Here is a 16,023-nt window from a genome sequence, read left to right as displayed (position 1 = left end):
TTCTCCCCTATTCCAGGGAGTGAATCGCCTCTTTATAATGCTTGCGGCAGACGGAGACATAGCTCTCGTTACCGCCAATCACCACCTGCTCACCGGCGTGCATCGCCTGGCCGTTTTCATCCAAACGCAACACCATATTGGCTTTGCGCCCACAGTGACAGATGGTTTTCAATTCCACCAGCTTATCGGCCCAGGCCAGCAAATATTGGCTGCCGGTAAACAGCTCACCGAGAAAATCGGTACGCAGGCCGTAGCACAATACGGGAATGTCCAGTTGGTCCACCACATCGCACAATTGCTCAACCTGCGCCTTGGTCAGGAACTGGCTTTCATCCAGCAGCACACAATGCACCGGCTGCTGTTGATGCTCTTGCTGAATCATGGCGTACAGCATCGAGTCGTTGTTATAGAGCTGGGCCTGCGAGGATAAACCGATGCGCGAGCTGACCTTACCTACGCCAAAGCGGTGATCGATCTCCGCAGTGAACACCAGCGTGCGCATACCACGTTCTTGATAGTTATATGAAGACTGTAGCAGCGCGGTGGACTTGCCGGCATTCATTGCAGAGTAATAAAAATAAAGTTGAGCCATGGCCCCGCAACTCCGATGGTATAAGAAATATTCAAATGTCGATTAGGACGGTAAGTGTACCATAAGCCGCCCCCCAGGCTCAGCCCAAAGCGAACGAATATTGCGTTCGCCGTAATAATGCGCTTTCAAGCGAAACATATCGTTCTGTCGGCCCGTTCTTTTTACAGCTATTTACAGGATAATGTATGCCTGTCATCACTATTAATTCTTGCTAATGGTTAACCGCGATCATTTGCCCATTAATGCATAATCACGGTTTCACCGCGGCGGGTGCCGCAACCGCAACGGCGCGCCAGTCTATTATACTCGGGGCCAATACAGGGCATTTAATCACCTTCGCTGTCCCCGACGTTTCCTGACGCAATCTTTACCTATATACCCCTATTGTTTACAATGTCTGCCTAGCCATGACGTGATTAAGCCCACAGAACCCATTGTAATATTGATATAAATTACGGCGATAACTTATCGATGAAAGCCTTGCGACACGCGCCTTTTAAAGCATGCCTGTTGAAATTTTGACTTAAGTGCGACAAGGGTAATAGTTAACAGCCCTTCCTATATTAGTCGGACAGATCCGATTAACGGTTTTTTAAAAGGTAAATTTGAGTATTCAAGTCAATTTGGCTATTGCAGAAAAGAAAATAGCGCTCTATTATTATCGAGACGCCCCCCACCAATATAATTTGAGACTAGGACAATGAGCGAAGCATTAAAGATTTTGAACAACATCCGCACTCTGCGCGCCCAGGCAAGAGAATGCACACTGGAAACGCTGGAAGAAATGCTCGAGAAACTGGAAGTTGTTGTGAACGAACGTCGCGAAGAAGACAGCCAGGCTCAAGCAGAAATCGAAGAACGCACCCGTAAACTGCAGCAATACCGCGAAATGCTGATTGCTGACGGTATCGATCCGAATGAACTGCTGCAAACCATGGCTGCCAACAAAGCTGCCGGTAAAGCAAAACGCGCAGCACGTCCTGCTAAATACCAATATAAAGACGAAAACGGCGAATTGAAAACCTGGACCGGCCAAGGCCGTACTCCTGCGGTGATTAAGAAAGCTATCGAAGAGCAAGGTAAATCTCTGGACGATTTCCTGCTGTAATAGCGATTCGGCCCGTATCTGAAAGGCTCCCTGCGGGGGGCCTTTTCATTTTAAAGCTTATCGACGTGATCCTGCCTCATCCCTTTCCTTTTAGTAAATATCCTAATTCGCATTTTGTTCCTTGCATGGGGTTCCAGCGAAAAAAAAGGGCCCTAAGGCCCCTTTGTCGCATATACCCTCGTTCAATTATTGAACCTGGTAGAATGCCTTATACCAATCAACAAAGCGCTTCACACCCTCTTCAACGCTGGTTTCCGGCTTAAAACCAATGTCACGATAAAGCTCTGCGGTATCCGCGCTGGTATCCATCACGTCGCCAGGTTGCATAGGCAGCATATTCTTGCGGGCAGTTACCCCCAAAGCCTGCTCCAACGCCGTGATATATTCCATCAGTTTAACGGGGGTGTTATTGCCGATATTATAAACATGATACGGCGCGGAACTGGTCGCCGGCGATCCCTGTTCAACGGTCCATGACGGATCTGCCTGCGGAATAACCGCCTGCAGCCGCACAATCGCCTCGGTGATATCATCAATGTAAGTAAAGTCACGGTGCATTTCACCGTGGTTATATACATCGATGCTCTCCCCCGCCAATATGGCCTTGGTAAACTTGAACAGCGCCATATCCGGACGCCCCCAGGGACCATATACGGTAAAGAAGCGTAGCCCCGTCGTCGGGAGACCGTATAAATGAGCGTAACTGTGTGACATCAGCTCATTGGCTTTTTTGGTTGCCGCATACAGTGACACAGGGTGGTCGACAGAATCTTCGGTAGCAAACGGCAACTTGCGATTGAGGCCATAAACAGAGCTGGAGGAAGCGTAAAGTAAATGCTCGACCTTATTATGACGGCAGCCTTCCAGAACGTTCAAATGACCGATCAGGTTAGCGTCCGCATAAGCCAACGGGTTGACCAGCGAATAACGCACGCCGGCTTGGGCACCCAAATGAATGACTCGTTGGAACTGATGCTCGGCGAACAATGCCGCCATGCCCTCACGATCGGCCAAATCCAGCTTGATGAAGCGGAATCCCGGCTTATCCGCCAGCCTGTCCAGACGGGCCATTTTCAGGCCCACGTCATAATAGTCATTCAGGTTATCGATGCCGATAACCTGATGCCCGGCGGTCAACAAACGCTCTGCAACGTGATAACCAATAAACCCTGCGGCGCCTGTAACCAGGAATTTCATGCCCACTCCTTAAATAACCGGTTTAATCGAGGCACCGCGGCCAATCGCATAGTAGGTAAAGCCGCGATTCGCCAAACGCTCAGGATCGTACAGGTTACGTCCATCGAAGATCACCGGCTGTTTCAACGCACTCTTGATCACATCGAAGTCCGGTGCGCGGAAATTCTGCCATTCGGTGCAGATCACCAGAGCATCGGCGCCATGCAACGCAGCCTCTTTGGTACCCATCAGCTTCAAGTCTTCGCGCTGGCCATAGATGCGCTGAACTTCGTTCATCGCTTCCGGATCGTAGGCCTGGACGGTGGCGCCGGCAGCCCACAGCTGCTCCATCAGCACACGGCTGGACGCTTCACGCATGTCATCGGTATTCGGCTTGAACGCCAGGCCCCACAGTGCGAAGGTTTTGCCCTTCAAATCGCTGCCGAAATAGTCTTTGATAAAGCTGTTCAGCTTGTCTTTTTGTTGGTAGTTGACCTGCTCTACCGCCTGCAACAGCTTCGGTTGGTAACCGATCTGCTCCGCCGTGCGGATCAGCGCCTGAACATCTTTCGGGAAGCAAGAACCGCCGTAGCCACAGCCAGGGTAGATGAAGTGATAACCGATGCGTGAATCGGAACCGATGCCCTGACGCACTTTCTCGATATCCGCGCCCAACATTTCCGCCAGGTTGGACATTTCGTTCATAAAGCTGATTTTGGTCGCCAGCATGCAGTTGGCGGCATATTTGGTCAGCTCCGCGCTGCGGATATCCATCATGATCATACGATCGTGATTGCGGTTAAACGGCTCGTACAGCTCGCGAATAGGCTCGATCACCTCTTTATTATCGGTACCGATCACGATGCGCTCAGGGCGCATGCAGTCAGCCACCGCAGCGCCTTCCTTCAGGAATTCAGGGTTGGACACCACGTCGAACGGCACGTTGCTGCCGCGTTTTGCCAGCGTTTCCGCCATCACCTGACGCACTTTGTCCGCCGTGCCGACCGGCACGGTAGATTTGTCGATCACCACTTTGCGATCGGTCATGTGCTCGGCGATGGTGCGCGCCACCGCGGTGACATATTTCAGATCGGCGGAACCGTCCTCATCCGGCGGCGTACCGACGGCGATAAACTGGATATTCCCGTGCGCCACGCCCACTTTGGCATCGGTGGTGAAATGCAGGCGCCCGGCCTCATAGTTTTGCTGCACCAGCGGCGTCAGGCCCGGTTCAAAAATCGGGATATTCCCTTTTTTCAGGTTCTCGACTTTTCGCTCGTCAACATCGATGCACATAACGTCATGGCCAACTTCAGCCAGCACGGCGGCCTGTACCAGCCCCACATAACCAATACCAAAAACTGTTACTTTCATGTGAAAATCCTAGTTTTTCAAATTAAGACGAAAGATCAAATCACTTCTTGTCAGCGGCAACAACCTGCTGCAGCCACTGAGAAAACTCTTTGCCCAGGCTGGCATGACGCATGCCGTACTCCACGAAGGCCTGCATGTAACCCAGTTTGTTACCGCAGTCATGGCTCACGCCTTTCAGGTGATACGCTTCCACCGTTTCCTGCTGCATCAGCATTTCGATGCTGTCAGTCAGCTGAATTTCATCGCCGGCACCTGGAGGCGTTTTCGCCAACAGCGGCCAAATATCGGCGGACAACACGTAACGACCGACAATCGCCAGGTTGGAAGGGGCTTTATCCGGCGACGGTTTCTCAACCACGCTGACCATCGGCGCGCTTTCGCCCGGTTGCAAATCAACGCCCTTACAGTCGGCTACGCCGTAGTTTCCGACATCCTTATGCGGCACGGGTTCAACCATGATCTGGCTGACGCCGGTGGCTTCGAAGCGCTGCAGCATTTCGTGCAGATTGTCTTTTTTCGGATCGGCGCTGTATTCGTCGAGGATCACATCCGGAAGCACCACCGCGACCGGTTCATCGCCTACCATCGGGTAGGCACACATAATCGCGTGCCCCAGGCCTTTGGCATTACCCTGACGAACCTGCATCACGGTAACGCCTTTCGGGCAGATCGACTGCACTTCGTCCAGCAATTGGCGCTTGACGCGTTTTTCCAGCATCGCTTCGAGTTCGAAACTGGTATCAAAATGGTTTTCGATCGAGTTCTTGGAGGAGTGGGTGACCAGCACAATCTCGTTAATCCCCGCCGCAATGCACTCATTGACGACGTATTGGATCAGAGGTTTATCAACCAGCGGCAGCATTTCTTTCGGAATGGCTTTGGTGGCCGGCAACATCCGCGTACCCAAGCCTGCAACCGGGATCACGGCTTTTCTGACTTTGCGATTTACAGCAGGCATTATTTCCTCTCTTAAAGCTAAAGCGCTCATTTTATGAGCTTGGGCTCGATATAAAAAAACCTTCGGAGTATACCAGCTTATGCGCGCCGAGCATTAACCAGAACACAAATAGAAAACATTTAGGACTATTACCCGTTCGGATAATCCGGAGAATAAATAAACGGTTTAATTACAGATAAGTAAATAGCTTAAGATCGCGCCGATCGCTGCCTGCTATTCAGCGCTGAGCATCAGTCGCAATCGGCCACCGCTGCCCCATACCTGACATTGCCAGGCGGTACAACGCTGGCTGATCTGATTCATGTAGGTAGCCCCCAGCGTCCCCAGTGGCACGCCGTTGCTCAGCTGGATTTGATTGTCACCGGTATTGACGTTGGCATGCAGCCCGGCGGAAACCAGAATCAGGTTTTTATTTTCGGCGTGATAATATCCCAACAACAGAGGGAATTGACCGTCTAATTTCCCCTGCCGCAATAATTGATTAACCTGCTTTAACAATGCCGACATTTGCGGCAAACGATGCTGTTGATTAGCCAGATGGTCCTGCAGCAGCCCATTAAATAATGCGCGCAACAGCAATGCCGCCAATACGCCATTATCGCCGGCGCGCGTGACGTCCAGACAATAGAATGCCAGATCCTTTTCTGACAAGGCGGCGATATCCAGCACCAGGCCGGGATTTTCGCCGGTGGTTAACTGCCGATAGTTGATCCGGCAATGCGCAATGGTCTGCTGTACCGGCGGCTGCAGTTGCTTAAGCAGTTTGACGGCTTCGGAAGGATTTTTGCTCAACGCATCCCAGTCCTGAAACAGTTCAACCTCTTCAATCGCCTGGGAGGTGAACATATTGGGGTATAAACATGCCAGCACCGCTTCACGCAGGCGATTGAGATCGGTCAGCGGCTTGAGCAGTACATCCTGCACGCCCAACCGCAGCACCTTGGCGATGTCGGCCATCTTGTCGGTGGCCGAGATCACCAGCACCGGGATCTGCAGCCCCTGCAAACGCAGATGTTCAACAAATTCGATACCGCCCATTTCCGGCATCGCGAGATCGCACAGAATCAGATCCGGCTTGAAGTCATCGACGGCACTCAGCGCCTGTAAACCGTTGGTCGCCTCGCCGGTTTCAGCGCCCAGCGAGGTCAGATAACCGACCAGCACGGAACGAAAAACCTGTTCGTCCTCAACGATCAAGATGCGCTTGTGAGTGAGTGGTAATGCCATCAGCCGAGCCTCGTCCCTTTCCATAGTGTAATAGTGGCTCAAAAAGGTCACTTATGCTCGTCTGAAACAGACCAACTGCGCATTGCCAACCAAGAACCGAGAATTATCTATTTTTTATCAACGGCAACAACCGATCCAGTTGTTTTTCAACCGCCAGCAACCCCGCCTCGATCGCTTCATCGGCGCGGTGGAAATCCAGCGTTGAGATTTGCGGGCAAAAAGGCTGGATCAAGACATCCGGCGGATCGCTCGCCATCCGGTTGCGCTTGAGGCGATTTTCCAGCATTTGAATCGATGTGCTCATAATCTCCATCGCCGTCGGCGCCGTCGCCGGTTTGCGCTTACGCATTCTGCCGACGCGTTCCCGCAGACGCCCGCGCCAGGTAGCCGCAGGCGCATCGTTGGGGCTTTCTTCCTCGATACGTATCGAGAACAGGTCCTGCTGCATCAGGTGCGCGTCATGCTGCAGATCGACCGCGATGACGATATCGGCGCCCATGGCGCGGCAAAGCGACACCGGCACCGGATTGACCACCGCGCCATCCACCAGCCAATAGCCGTCGGCCCATACCGGCGCCAACAGGCCTGGCATGCTGCAGGAAGCGCGTATCGCCTGATGAATATCGCCTTCGGTCAGCCACAGCTCACGCCCGGTGCTGAGATTGGTCGTCACGGCACCGAACTTCAACGTACAATCGGCGATATCATTGATCTTCAGTAGCTGTCCGACGGCGTTAAACACCCGCTCGCCGCGCAACAGGCCGCCGCGCTGCCAGGAAAAATCCATCAGGCGAATCACGTCCCAATAGCTGAACGATCGCACCCACTGCTCCATCGCCGGCAGGCGATGGCTGGCGAACGCGGCGCCCACCAACGCGCCGACAGAGCAGCCGGCAACGATATCGACCTCAATCCCCAGCTTCTTTAACGCATTAATCACGCCGATGTGCGCCCAGCCTTTAGCCGAGCCCGCTCCCAGCGCCAGTCCGATCTTGATTTGCCGCATAGCGCCATCCTCTCGGTAAACGGTGTTCCCTGCTTTCAGGGTAGATTGTCACTGACGAATATTGTTAGGTAACATATGCGCTAAATTCATTTTCAGCCTCGTTTTATCAGGAGTCATTTTGCCCGAATCATGCCCATGCGGCAGCGGACTGGCGTATAACGCGTGCTGCGCCCCTTTTATCAGCGGCAGTCAGCCGGCGCCGACGCCCGGCCAACTGATGCGTTCACGCTTCACCGCCTACGTGAATCATAACGTCGACTATTTGATCGCCACCTGGCACCCCGACTGTGGCGCCGAAGCGTGGCGCAATGCAATCGTCGACAGCTTTAAGAATACCGAGTGGCTGGGCCTGACGATCGTGGAAGAGAAAGCCGGTCATGAGCCGGATGAAGGCTTCGTCGAATTCATCGCCCGTTTCACCGATGGCGAAAGCGGCGAACCGCAGGCGATGCATGAGCGCTCGCGCTTCCTTCGTCGCGATCAACGTTGGTATTATATCGACGGCACCAAACCCCAGCCCGGCCGAAATGCGATGTGTCCCTGTGGCTCAGGGAAAAAATACAAGAAGTGCTGCGGGCGCTAGCCGGCCGGCGCTTCACGTTTACGCCTGCGCAGACAGGCCGTTCAGTATCAGACAGGATCCTCAAACCCATGCCGCACCAAAATGTACAACGGAAAGTGTTACGCACCATCTGCCCGGACGCCAAAGGGCTGATCGCCAAGATCACCAACATCTGTTACAAGCACGAACTCAATATCGTCCAGAACAATGAGTTCGTCGATCACCGCACCGGGCGTTTCTTCATGCGCACCGAGTTGGAAGGCATTTTCAACGACAACACGCTGCTGGCCGATCTGGACAGCGCCCTGCCGGAAGGTTCGCTGCGTGAACTGCACAGCACCGGGCGCCGGCGCATCGTGGTGCTGGTCACCAAAGAGGCGCACTGCCTGGGCGATCTGTTGATGAAAAGCGCCTATGGCGGCCTCGACGTTGAGATCGCCGCCGTAATCGGCAACCACGACACGCTGCAATCGCTGGTGGAGCGTTTCGATATTCCTTTCCATCTGGTGAGCCACGAAGGCTTGACGCGCGAACAGCACGACCGCGAAATGACGGCCAAGATCGATCAATATCAGCCGGATTACGTGGTGCTGGCCAAATATATGCGCGTGCTGACTCCGGCCTTCGTGCAACATTATCCGAATCAGGTAATCAACATTCACCATTCGTTCCTGCCGGCGTTTATCGGCGCGCGGCCTTATCACCAGGCCTACGAGCGCGGGGTAAAAATCATCGGCGCCACCGCCCACTACGTTAACGACAATCTCGACGAAGGCCCGATCATCATGCAGGACGTGATCCACGTCGATCACACCTATTCCGCCGAGGATATGATGCGCGCCGGCCGCGACGTGGAGAAAAATGTGCTCAGCCGCGCCCTGTATCAGGTGCTGGCGCAGCGCGTCTTCGTCTACGGCAACCGCACCGTTATTCTGTAATCGTTCAATAAATCGGTGCATTTCGTTCAGGGATGCACCGCCAAGAATAAAAAAACGGCAAACGATTCATTTTCTGCATTTCAATACTTTACACATCCGCTTCATTTGATATGATGCGCCCCGCTTACCGAGACAGCGCTCTCGCAAGCAAGGCCAGTTAAATAGCCATGTATATGGTGGGGTTCCCGAGCGGCCAAAGGGAGCAGACTGTAAATCTGCCGTCACTGACTTCGAAGGTTCGAATCCTTCCCCCACCACCATCTTCTCTTTGTTGATGAACTTGAAGCGAAAGCTGAAATATCATTAAACATCGAGGGGGAGGATGAGAAGCTTCGACAAGGTTCGAGCCGAGCGCAGCGAGACAACGCGCTTTAGCGCGGTAATCCTTAGAAGTGCACAATAGGAATTTAGCCGATTCCTTAAAAAATCAGCAAATCCATGAATACCATGGTGGGGTTCCCGAGCGGCCAAAGGGAGCAGACTGTAAATCTGCCGTCACTGACTTCGAAGGTTCGAATCCTTCCCCCACCACCATCTCTTGCAGAAAATCCCAAACCCACTTAAAGTACATCGCATCCAACACGTGCATCCAATGTTCTCATATCAATAAATCAAGTTATCTCCCCTTATTAACCGCTTTCATCCAGCCGTTTTGTTCCTCTCTCCCAGCCGTAACTTGAACTCCGGCCGACAATTCGCTATACCACTGGCTTCTTTAGTGCAGTAAGGAACAGGTGGATGCGAAACAATATTTGCGTTTTTTGTGGCGCCAGCGAAGGCGTCAATCCCGCTTATGCCGAGCAGGCTCGTCAACTGGGGCAACTGCTGGCCGCACAGGGGCGCCGTTTAATCTACGGCGGCGGCAAAAAAGGATTGATGGGGATCGTGGCGGACGCGGTGTTGGCCGCAGGCGGTGAAGCGGTCGGCATTATCCCCGAGCGCCTGGTTGAAGCGGAAACGGCGCATCGTGGCCTGACTGAATTGGAAGTGGTGCCAGACATGCATACGCGCAAAGCCCGTATGGCGGCGCTGGCGGACAGTTTTATCGCCCTGCCCGGCGGCATCGGCACGCTGGAAGAGCTGTTTGAAATCTGGACCTGGGGGCAAATCGGCTATCACAACAAGCCGGTCGGCCTGCTGAACGTCAACGGATTCTACCGCCCGCTGAGCCAGTTCCTCAAGCACGTCGCCGATCAGGGCTTTATGCGTCACGACTATCTCGGCACCCTGCACATCAGCGAATCGGCACAGACGCTGCTGCAACAGTTTGACGACTATCAACCTAAAAATTACGACCGCTGGGCGAAATAAACCCGCTGCGCAGTCAGCGGTCCCGCCGCTGTCTGCGTTACATTTCCCGCCAAACTCTGCTACTATCACAGCACATTTTTCTCGTGAAAACGGCACCGCTCATGAAGTTTGTCTCTTTTAATATCAATGGACTGCGCGCGCGTCCGCATCAGCTGGCGGCAATTATCGAACAGCACCAGCCCGACGTGATCGGTCTGCAGGAAACCAAAGTTCACGATGACATGTTCCCATTGGAAGAAGTCAGCCAGCACGGCTATCACGTGTTCTATCACGGGCAAAAAGGCCATTACGGCGTGGCGCTGCTGACCAAAGCGGAGCCCCTGGCCGTACGCCGCGGTTTCCCAACCGATGAAGAAGACGCGCAGCGTCGCATCATCATGGCCGATCTGGCTACGCCGCAGGGCACGCTGACGGTGATCAACGGCTACTTCCCGCAAGGTGAAAGCCGCGACCATCCGATCAAATTCCCGGCTAAAACACGCTTTTATCAGGATCTGCAAAACTACCTGGAGCAGCAGCTGTCGGCGGAATCCCCGGTGCTGATCATGGGCGACATGAATATCAGCCCCAGCGATTACGATATCGGCATCGGCGAAGACAACCGCAAACGCTGGCTGCGCACCGGTAAATGCTCCTTCCTGCCGGAAGAGCGCGAATGGATGGATCGCCTGCTGAACTGGGGCCTGGTCGATACCTACCGCCACGCCAACCCGGGGCGCAACGACGAGTTCTCATGGTTCGACTACCGCTCCAAAGGGTTCGATGACAACCGCGGCCTGCGTATCGATCTGATGCTGGCCAGCACCCCGCTGGCTTCGCGCTGCATCGCCACCGGCATCGATTACCAAACCCGCAGCATGGAGAAACCTTCCGACCATGCGCCGGTCTGGGCGGAATTTACGCTGTAACCCCATCACCCCGGCGCTCGCCGGGGTTTTACTCTGTGAAGCCAATGAAAATTATCGACGTGGTAGCCGCCATTCTGGAACAAAATGGCCGCATTTTGCTGGCCCAGCGCGGCGCAGGCAGCGATCAGGCCGGTCTGTGGGAGTTTCCCGGCGGCAAGGTTGAAGCCGGCGAAAGCCAGCCAGAGGCGCTGGCGCGCGAGCTGGATGAAGAATTGGGGATTTGCGCCCGTATCGGCAACTATGTGGGCAGCAATCAGTGGCAGCAAGGCGAACGCCTCATCCGGCTGCACGCCTGGCAAGTCGCGGAGTTCTCCGGTGAACTGCAACAGCGCTGCCACTCGGCGCTGGTCTGGGTCACGCCGCAACAGGCGCAGGAATACGCTCTGGCACCCGCTGACGTTCCACTGCTGGCGGAGTATATCGCCGCGCAAGGCGATTCACGCTGAACGCGGCGATAGGTTACATCGTCACTTCTTCAATCGCACCCAAATCAAGGGGTTGGTGCCGATGGTGTTAGGCTCACGCACGCACTGTAGCACTTCCCCTTCCACTTTAAGCACCGCACCTTCGGAATAGTTCTGATTCTGGTAGACGCAACAGCGGTTGCAGGGCTGCGCCGGCGGCGGGTTGACGCCGCCTTTTGCCGCGCCCCAGATCTCCGGCGAAACCGGTAGCACCACGTCCACATCGCCGCGATTGGCGGCGGCCAGGCCGGAAAACATCAGGGCCGCGGCAGCCAATACACCAGTGAGTCCACGCTTCATTCACTCTTCTCCTGCGCCTTGCCGGCGCTTTTCCTGCGTTTTTTGCCGCCGCTGGAGGGCGGCGGCGGCAATCCACGAAACGCCATGCTCGCCCGGCTCTGCTTGGCCTGATAAATCAGCTCTTGCAGCGTGCCGACCAACGGCTGCATAAAGTCCTGATAGCGGCAGGATTTCTCGCTGATTTGCGTCAGCGTGGCTTCCCAGTTGGCCGTCATATCAGGGCGTGCAGCAAGATCCGGCAGCGAGTGAATCAATGCGCGCCCGGTTTCGCTGGAGTGAATATAGCGTCCCTTCTTGTACAGAAACGCCCGCTTGAACAGCAATTCGATGATCCCCGCTCGCGTCGCTTCCGTACCTAAACCATCGGTCGCCCGCAGGATTTTCTTTAGCGCTTTATCTTGTACGAACCGCGCGATGCCGGTCATGGCCGACAACAGGCTGGCGTCAGTAAACGGCCGCGGCGGCTGCGTCTGGCGCTCCACCACTTCACCGCGCTCGCACAACAACTCATCATCTTTAGCCACCACCGGCAGCGGGGCACCTTCGTTTTCCTCGTCGCGCTCCTTACTGCCCAGCAGCGTACGCCAGCCGGCTTCCGCCAGGAATCGCGCCTTGGCGATAAATTTGCCGCCGGCGATATCCAGCTCGATCACGCATTTGCGGAATACCGCATCCGGACAGAACTGCATCAGATACTGGCGCGCCACCAGCCCATACACGTTCCGTTCATCCTGCGTCAGATTAATCTTGCCGGTGCGGGCGGTGGGAATGATGGCGTGGTGCGCATCGACCTTTTTATCGTCCCAGCAACGGTTGCGGCGATCGCTGTCGATCACCGGCTGCGGATACAGCTCAGGCTGGTGCACGCTGATGGCGTTCAGCACCGCGTGGCGGCCGGCGAAATGCTCTTCCGGCAGGTAGCGACAGTCGGAACGCGGATAGGTAATCAACTTGTGGGTTTCGTACAGCCGCTGGCAAACGTCCAGCACCTGTTGCGCGCTGAGGTTATAACGCCGGGCCGCTTCGATTTGCAGCGTGGAGAGCGAAAACGGCAGCGGCGCAGTATCGGATTCCCGTTTATCGTTATAAGACGTGACCAGTGCCGGCTGGCCTTCGATGCGCTTGACCACATGCTCCGCCAACGGCCGGTGCAGCAAACGCCCCTCTTCGTCCTGATAAGGCTCACAGGACTCACTGGGCTGCCACAGCGCCACGAAGCGTTCTTCTTTCGGCGTGACGATGTGCGCCTTGACCTCAAAGAAGTCTTTTGGCACAAAGTTTTCGATCTCTTCATCACGCCGTACCACCAATCCGAGCACCGGCGTCTGCACCCTGCCTACCGACAGCACGCCGTCGTATCCGGCGTTGCGGCCCAGCAGCGTGTAGGCACGGGTCATATTGATGCCGTACAGCCAGTCGGCGCGCGAACGCGCCAGCGCAGACACGCACAACGGAATGAAATCACGGTTGTCGCGCAGGCGTTCAACCGCGCGCTCCACCGCCTGCGGGTTGAGATCGTTGATCAGACAGCGGCGCACCTTCTGGCGCTTTTCCGCCGTCAAATCCAGGTAGTCCAGCACCTCATCCACCAGCAGTTGCCCTTCGCGATCCGGGTCGCCGGCGTGAACCACTTCATCGGCTTCAAGCAGCAACTTTTTGATGGCGTTGAGCTGTTTGCTGACCGACGGCCGCGGCTGCAACCGCCATTTTTCGGGGATGATCGGCAGATCCGCCAACGACCAGCGCGCATAGCGGCTGTCATAAGCGTCAGGCTGAGCCTGTTCCAACAGGTGGCCGACGCACCAGGTCACCACGTCGTTGTTGCCGCAGGCGATATACCCGTCGCCGCGGCGATGCGGCTTGGGCAAGACGTCGGCAATGGCGCGCGCCAAACTCGGTTTCTCGGCTATGAACAGTCGCATTAATCACCGTTTTTCTGGCTGAACGTCATCAAGAATTCTCTTACTTCTGCATAGTTCCCGCGGAAGACAATCCGCTGGGCTTTCTTTTCCAACTGATAGCAATACATCGGATCGTAGTACTGCTGCAACAGGGGCGCCAACCACTCACGGTGCGCCTCGCCCTGGCCGCTGAGCCGCTGAGCCCGCAGCGCCGCTTCCAGCCGCTGCGTCAGTTGCTGGAAGCGTTCCAGCCCCAGGCGGCGGCGTATGGCGAACAGGCCGTGGTGCAGATAGTCGTCGTACTGTCGCCAGCCCTCTTCCATGCCATAGGCCTGTTCGAACTGTTCGCGCATCCCGTCGATATATTCGGCCTGCAGGCGCGCCAGACGAATATCGAACGGATCGTCGATCACCGCCACCGGCGCCTGCTGCATGCCGTTGAACAACGGCAACGGCAGATTGTTGCTGCCGATGATCCGCCCTTCGTCTTCCAGCACCCAACGGCGGCTGCCACCATGCTGTTTTTTCAGCAATAACACAGCCAGACGATTCTCAAAATCGATCTGTGAGCTTTGCCCCGCCAGCGTTCGGCCAAAAGATGAACCACGATGGCGCGCCGCGCCTTCCAGATCGACGCCGTCGGCCAGTTCGTTGACCAGCAACGTCTTGCCGCTGCCGGTATTGCCGCCCACCAGGGTCATCGGCAATGCCGCGCTTTGCGCCAACACGCCGAGCAGATAATTGCGCAGCGCCTTATAACCGCCAGTGATACGCGGGTACTCGACGCCGGCCTCATGCAGCCATTGCTGCACCAGCTGCGAGCGCAACCCGCCGCGGAAGCAGTAAATATAGCCTTCGGGTCGCTGCGCACAGGCCGCCAGCCAGGCGGCGGTGCGCTGTTCGCGCAGTTTGCCGTTCACCAGGCTGTGGCCGAGCGCGATCGCCGCTTGCTGACCATGCTGCTTATAGCAGGTGCCCACCGCCTGCCGCTCGCTGTCGACCATCAGCGGTAGGTTCACCGCCTGAGCGAAGGCGCCTTGCTGAAACTCGATCGGCGCGCGCACGTCAATCAGCGGCACGTCCTGCAGAAAAATGCGTTGATAATCGGCGCTGTCCGGCCTGCCTTGCATCTTGGACACTACACAACCTCGATCAGCGGTTTACCTGCCTGTGCGGCATGCAGCTCACCGATAGGATTGAGCGTGATGCCGTGCTGCTCGGCAATCGCCAGCACCTGCGCCTGCGCCTGCGGCAATACCGCCAACAGCAAACCGCCGGAGGTTTGCGGATCGCACAGCAGTTGGCGCTGCAAATCGCTCATCTCGCCCACCAGATGGCCATAGCTGTCGAAGTTGCGCCCGGTGCCGCCCGGCACGCAGCCCTCGGCGATATACGCCTCGACGTGCGGCAGCTTCGGCACCCGATCGAACCAGACCGTCGCCTGCAGACCGGAACCCTGGCATACCTCGCTCAAGTGACCCAGCAAGCCGAAGCCGGTGATATCGGTCATCGCCGTGACGCCCGCCACCTCGGCAAAGTCGGCGCCCGGCTTGTTAAGGCGGCACATCACGTCCGTCGCCAGCCCTTGATGCTCAGGGCGCAGCTTGCTTTGCTTCTCGGCTGTCGTCAGCACGCCAATACCCAGCGGCTTGGTCAGATAGAGTTGCGCGCCGGCCTGTGCGGCGCTGTTTTTTTTCACTCGCTCGGTATTGACCACGCCGGTGACCGCCAGGCCGAAGATAGGTTCCGGCGCGTCGATGGAATGGCCGCCGGCCAGCGCGATCCCTGCCTGTTGGCAGGCGAAACGCCCGCCGTCGATCACCTGCTGCGCCACCTCAGGCGGCAGTTTGGCGATTGGCCAGCCGAGAATGGCGATCGCCATGATCGGTTTACCGCCCATGGCGTAGACGTCGCTGATGGCGTTAGCGGCGGCGATGCGGCCGAAATCGAACGGATCGTCGACGATCGGCATGAAGAAGTCGGTAGTGCTGATGATGCCGACGCCGTTGCCGATGTCATACACCGCCGCGTCGTCGCGGGTTTCATTGCCGACCAACAGACGCGGATCGACAAATTTTTCCCGCTCGCTGTGCAAGATGGTTTCGAGAACTTTCGGTGAGATTTTGCAGCCGCAGCCAGCGCCATGGCTGTACTGGGTTAAACGGATCGCTGGCGATGTCATAGTCCACTCCCTTCGG

General features: G+C 56.1%; 16 protein-coding genes and 2 tRNA genes. 8 read left to right on the top strand and 10 right to left on the bottom strand.

Features of this window, described 5'->3' with window-relative positions; all coding sequences use genetic code 11:
* Nucleotides 1-7: 7 nt before the first annotated feature.
* Nucleotides 8-592, bottom strand: a complete 585-nt coding sequence (locus ACMGGK_RS09930) for a thymidine kinase (protein ID WP_015378091.1) — start codon at nt 590-592, stop codon at nt 8-10.
* Between the two features lie 700 nt (nt 593-1,292).
* On the opposite strand from ACMGGK_RS09930, the gene hns reads away from it, so the two are divergent.
* Entirely contained in the window at nt 1,293-1,700 is a 408-nt protein-coding gene (gene hns, locus ACMGGK_RS09925; protein WP_004932170.1) for a histone-like nucleoid-structuring protein H-NS, read from the top strand.
* 186 nt (nt 1,701-1,886) lie between these two features.
* On the opposite strand, the gene ACMGGK_RS09920 is transcribed toward hns, so the two are convergent.
* The 5 genes from ACMGGK_RS09920 to rssA all read right to left on the bottom strand — a co-directional run bounded on the left by ACMGGK_RS09920 (nt 1,887) and on the right by rssA (nt 7,441).
* Complete coding sequence (locus ACMGGK_RS09920) at nt 1,887-2,897, bottom strand: NAD-dependent epimerase (protein WP_016927491.1); 1,011 nt, start codon at nt 2,895-2,897, stop codon at nt 1,887-1,889.
* 9 nt (nt 2,898-2,906) lie between these two features.
* Nucleotides 2,907-4,250: a UDP-glucose dehydrogenase family protein gene (locus tag ACMGGK_RS09915; RefSeq protein ID WP_420276858.1), complete on the bottom strand. Its 1,344-nt coding sequence runs from the start codon at nt 4,248-4,250 to the stop codon at nt 2,907-2,909.
* A gap of 40 nt (nt 4,251-4,290) precedes the next feature.
* A complete protein-coding gene (gene galU, locus ACMGGK_RS09910) occupies nt 4,291-5,208 on the bottom strand; it encodes a UTP--glucose-1-phosphate uridylyltransferase GalU (RefSeq protein WP_015378094.1) in 918 nt (305 codons plus the stop codon).
* Between the two features lie 213 nt (nt 5,209-5,421).
* A complete protein-coding gene (gene rssB, locus ACMGGK_RS09905) occupies nt 5,422-6,435 on the bottom strand; it encodes a two-component system response regulator RssB (protein WP_004932178.1) in 1,014 nt (337 codons plus the stop codon).
* A gap of 103 nt (nt 6,436-6,538) precedes the next feature.
* Nucleotides 6,539-7,441 carry a patatin-like phospholipase RssA gene (gene rssA, locus ACMGGK_RS09900; RefSeq protein WP_420276857.1) on the bottom strand — a complete coding sequence of 301 codons (903 nt, stop codon included), beginning with the start codon at nt 7,439-7,441 and terminating at the stop codon, nt 6,539-6,541.
* Nucleotides 7,442-7,559: 118 nt separating this feature from the next.
* On the opposite strand from rssA, the gene ACMGGK_RS09895 reads away from it, so the two are divergent.
* The 7 genes from ACMGGK_RS09895 to ACMGGK_RS09865 all read left to right on the top strand — a co-directional run bounded on the left by ACMGGK_RS09895 (nt 7,560) and on the right by ACMGGK_RS09865 (nt 11,606).
* Nucleotides 7,560-8,024, top strand: a complete 465-nt coding sequence (locus ACMGGK_RS09895) for a YchJ family protein (protein ID WP_016927486.1) — start codon at nt 7,560-7,562, stop codon at nt 8,022-8,024.
* 68 nt (nt 8,025-8,092) lie between these two features.
* Nucleotides 8,093-8,941: a formyltetrahydrofolate deformylase gene (gene purU, locus ACMGGK_RS09890; protein WP_016927485.1), complete on the top strand. Its 849-nt coding sequence runs from the start codon at nt 8,093-8,095 to the stop codon at nt 8,939-8,941.
* Nucleotides 8,942-9,116: 175 nt separating this feature from the next.
* Nucleotides 9,117-9,201, top strand: a tRNA-Tyr gene (locus tag ACMGGK_RS09885).
* Nucleotides 9,202-9,390: 189 nt separating this feature from the next.
* Nucleotides 9,391-9,475 (top strand) — tRNA-Tyr (locus ACMGGK_RS09880).
* Between the two features lie 204 nt (nt 9,476-9,679).
* A complete protein-coding gene (locus tag ACMGGK_RS09875) occupies nt 9,680-10,252 on the top strand; it encodes a TIGR00730 family Rossman fold protein (RefSeq protein WP_193842839.1) in 573 nt (190 codons plus the stop codon).
* Nucleotides 10,253-10,353: 101 nt separating this feature from the next.
* Nucleotides 10,354-11,160, top strand: coding sequence for an exodeoxyribonuclease III (gene xthA / locus ACMGGK_RS09870; protein ID WP_420276856.1), 807 nt, complete (start codon nt 10,354-10,356; stop codon nt 11,158-11,160).
* 44 nt (nt 11,161-11,204) lie between these two features.
* Nucleotides 11,205-11,606, top strand: a complete 402-nt coding sequence (locus ACMGGK_RS09865) for a pyrimidine (deoxy)nucleoside triphosphate diphosphatase (protein ID WP_016927483.1) — start codon at nt 11,205-11,207, stop codon at nt 11,604-11,606.
* A 21-nt stretch (nt 11,607-11,627) separates the two neighbouring features.
* Here the strand turns inward: ACMGGK_RS09865 and ACMGGK_RS09860 are convergent, their stop codons facing one another.
* From ACMGGK_RS09860 to selD, 4 genes are read right to left on the bottom strand one after another with little or no spacing between them, the layout of a single operon-like run.
* Complete coding sequence (locus ACMGGK_RS09860; RefSeq protein WP_143778206.1) at nt 11,628-11,924, bottom strand: YnjH family protein; 297 nt, start codon at nt 11,922-11,924, stop codon at nt 11,628-11,630.
* Nucleotides 11,921-13,846 (bottom strand): DNA topoisomerase III, encoded by a 1,926-nt coding sequence (locus tag ACMGGK_RS09855; RefSeq protein ID WP_049298910.1) that lies wholly within the window; start codon nt 13,844-13,846, stop codon nt 11,921-11,923. The genes ACMGGK_RS09860 and ACMGGK_RS09855 overlap by 4 nt, the downstream gene beginning before the upstream one ends.
* Nucleotides 13,846-14,955: a tRNA 2-selenouridine(34) synthase MnmH gene (gene mnmH, locus ACMGGK_RS09850; protein ID WP_049298924.1), complete on the bottom strand. Its 1,110-nt coding sequence runs from the start codon at nt 14,953-14,955 to the stop codon at nt 13,846-13,848. Before mnmH ends, ACMGGK_RS09855 begins: the two co-directional genes overlap by 1 nt.
* An 8-nt stretch (nt 14,956-14,963) precedes the next feature.
* Nucleotides 14,964-16,007 (bottom strand): selenide, water dikinase SelD, encoded by a 1,044-nt coding sequence (selD, locus tag ACMGGK_RS09845; protein ID WP_049298911.1) that lies wholly within the window; start codon nt 16,005-16,007, stop codon nt 14,964-14,966.
* Nucleotides 16,008-16,023: the final 16 nt, after the last annotated feature.

Origin of the sequence: Serratia sp. BNK-33-b (assembly GCF_048684565.1) — a bacterium.
Taxonomy (GTDB): Bacteria; Pseudomonadota; Gammaproteobacteria; order Enterobacterales; family Enterobacteriaceae; genus Serratia; species Serratia marcescens.
Note: the sequence above shows the minus strand (reverse complement) of the source record. Positions and strands in the feature narration are given on the sequence as shown.